The sequence below is a fragment of the Gluconacetobacter sacchari genome (genome assembly GCF_014174255.1).
In the GTDB taxonomy this organism is placed as follows: Bacteria; Pseudomonadota; Alphaproteobacteria; order Acetobacterales; family Acetobacteraceae; genus Gluconacetobacter; species Gluconacetobacter sacchari.
Window position 1 is genome coordinate 1 of record NZ_JABEQJ010000077.1, and the last position, 2551, is coordinate 2551.

Genomic DNA, 2551 nt, shown 5'->3' on the forward strand with positions numbered 1-2551 from the left:
GTAACCATCCGGCGAGAGGCGCGGGCATTGTCAGGCGGCGATGGTATTGTGGTCCTGGTGGAGAGCTTTCCAATGCCAGGGGAGGAGTTCGTGGAGGCGGGGATTGGGGATGTCGTTGATACGGGTGAGCACATCGGCGAGCCAGGCCTGAGGATCGACATTGTTCAGGCGCGAGGTGACGATCAGGGAATACATGGCGGCGGCGCGCTCTCCGCCACGATCGGAGCCGGCGAACAGCCAGGCTTTTCTGCCCAGGGCGATGCCGCGCAGGGCGCGTTCCGCTGCATTGTTTGAGAGACAGATCCGGCCATCAGTGAGGAAACGTGTGAATGTATCGGCACGTCTGAGAAAATAATTCATGGCCTGGGTAACGGGATTTTTGGTCGACATGCGCCGGCAACACTCCCGCATCCAGTCGAACAGCTCCTCGACCAGAGGCACGATGTTTGTTTGACGGACAGCCAGCCGGTGTTCCGCGGACGTGCCGTTGATGGCGCGTTCGGCTTCGAATATGGCGTCGATGCGGCGCACCGCCTCTATAGCCAGCGGGGCCTTGTCCTTCTCGGCGATTTTGAACAGCCCTCTGCGTCCGTGGGCCCAGCATCCGGCGGAGACGACCGGCGCGGGTTGGCGTCCCGGCTTCGCCAGAGTGTTATAACCCGCATAGGCGTCAGACTGCACGATGCCGGTCCAGCCCGTGAGATGGTCGACAGGATGTTCGCCCTTGCGGTCCCGGGAATAACGGAACCAGACGGCTGAGGGCGCTACGCCTCCAAACGGGCCATCATCACGCACGTAATTCCACAATCGTCCGGTGACTGTCCGACCTTTTGCCAATACGGGCACAGTAGTGTCGTCCGCGTGCAGGCGTTGGGCTGCCAGCACATGCGCCCGGATCAGTGCGGTCAACGGCGCCAGCGTCGCCGTGCAGGCCCCCACCCAGCCGGCCAGTGTCGACGTGTCGAGATCGATCCCTTCGCGGGCAAAGGCCTCGCTCTGCCGGTTCAGTGGCAGATGCTGCAGGAACTTGTCGCACAGGATGGTCGACAGCAGCCATGGGCCGGCGCGCCCGCGCGCGATCGGGTGGAAGGGCGCGGGTGGCTGGGTTATGCTCTCGCAATCCCGGCAGGTGAACTTCTCCCGCACGGTCTGAATGACCTTGAACTGGCGCGGGATCACCTCCAGCGTTTCGGTGACGCTTTCGCCCAGCTTGCTCAGACGGTCGCCACCACAGCATGGACAATGTGTCGGCGCGGGGATAACGACCCGCTCGCGCGGCAGATCGGCGCGCAGGGGCTGGCGTCCCCGGTTGCTTCGGGGGGCTGTCGCCCGGACGGCGGGATCCGTCGCATTTTCGGGCGCGTCCTCGGCGAGCGTCGTCTCCAGCTCTTCCAGTTCGAGTTCGAGCTGGGCCAGCAGGCGGCGCCCCCGCTCCGACGAGGCGCCGAAACGGTCCTGGCGCATCCGCGCGATGAGATGTTTAAGGTGGGCAATCTGCGCTTCGGCGCTGGCCGCGCGCGCTTCCGCATCAGTGGCCCGAGTTTCGGCGGTAGACGCCCGGAGTTCGGCGACCTGGGCACGCGCCTCGGCTGCGGCAAGCGCCGCACGCAAGGCGATGATGTCGTCCGTGTCTCCCGTCATGAAGACAGTTGATCACATGGGCGCTCAAAAGGGTACCGGTATAGGCTGACCTGGCGCAGTTTTTATCATCCCGCCAGTTCAGGTCTCCATGTTTTCTGCGGATTTCGCCAATCCACGCCCTCGAGCAGACAACTCAATTGTGACGCGGAAAGATGAATTGCCCCATCCTTTGCCGAAGGCCACAGGAAATGCCCGCGCTCGATCCGCTTCGCATATAATGAAAGGCCGATCCCATCGTGCCAGATCAGTTTCACCAGGTCGCCGCGTCGTCCCCTGAAGGCATAGACATCGCCCGCGAAAGGGTCACGACCCAACGCTTCCTGGACCTTCAACGCCAGCCCGGGCATGCCCAGTCGCATATCGGTCACGCCCGCCGCCAGCCAGATCCGCAGCGTGGAGGGAAGCGGGATCACGAACGCAGGGCGGAAACGATCTCCCGCAGACGCTCACCCGAAACGGTCGTGCCGAACTCCAGCCGCACGCCGTCTGGAAAGACCAGGCTGGTGTGACCGTGTTGCCCCACATATCCCGACTGTCTTTCCTCTATGGCCTGAGGTGACGGCGCCATCATGACGGGCACGAACGCGGTTTTGCCTTTGGTCTGGCGTCCCTCCCGCGCCAGCTTCCGCCAGCGAAACAGCAGGCTCGGGCAGATCCCATACTGCCGGGCCACCTCCCGCAGCGGCAGACGGCTCTCGTATGACGCACGCACCACGCGCTCACGAAATTCGGGGGCATGCCAACGGCGCCGATCCGAAACGATCTCGATCCGCATCGCGTCGTCCCGCGTGCCTGACGCTCCACCGCTCCTTTGGAGCCTGTCTGCAACACTACCTGCGAGGCTCGCAGGTAGTGTACCATTCTGATCTCTTGTGTCGCTCATGCCTCATAGCTGACCCAGACCAGAAAA

General features: G+C 63.5%; 3 protein-coding genes. All 3 read right to left on the minus strand.

Features of this window, described 5'->3' with window-relative positions; all coding sequences use genetic code 11:
* Positions 1 to 30: 30 nt before the first annotated feature.
* The 3 genes from tnpC to tnpA all read right to left on the minus strand — a co-directional run bounded on the left by tnpC (position 31) and on the right by tnpA (position 2416).
* Positions 31 to 1641: an IS66 family transposase gene (tnpC, locus tag HLH48_RS22640; protein ID WP_182999703.1), complete on the minus strand. Its 1611-nt coding sequence runs from the start codon at positions 1639 to 1641 to the stop codon at positions 31 to 33.
* Between the two features lie 65 nt (positions 1642 to 1706).
* Positions 1707 to 2054, minus strand: coding sequence for an IS66 family insertion sequence element accessory protein TnpB (tnpB, locus tag HLH48_RS22645; RefSeq protein ID WP_182999704.1), 348 nt, complete (start codon positions 2052 to 2054; stop codon positions 1707 to 1709).
* Complete coding sequence (tnpA, locus tag HLH48_RS23635; protein ID WP_182999705.1) at positions 2051 to 2416, minus strand: IS66-like element accessory protein TnpA; 366 nt, start codon at positions 2414 to 2416, stop codon at positions 2051 to 2053. Before tnpA ends, tnpB begins: the two co-directional genes overlap by 4 nt.
* Positions 2417 to 2551: the final 135 nt, after the last annotated feature.

Coding starts and splice junctions, on each gene's coding strand:
- tnpC (WP_182999703.1), bottom strand. CDS start 1,641: ATGACGGGAGACACGGACGACATCATCGCCTTGCGTGCGGCGCTTGCC.
- tnpA (WP_182999705.1), bottom strand. CDS start 2,416: ATGCGGATCGAGATCGTTTCGGATCGGCGCCGTTGGCATGCCCCCGAA.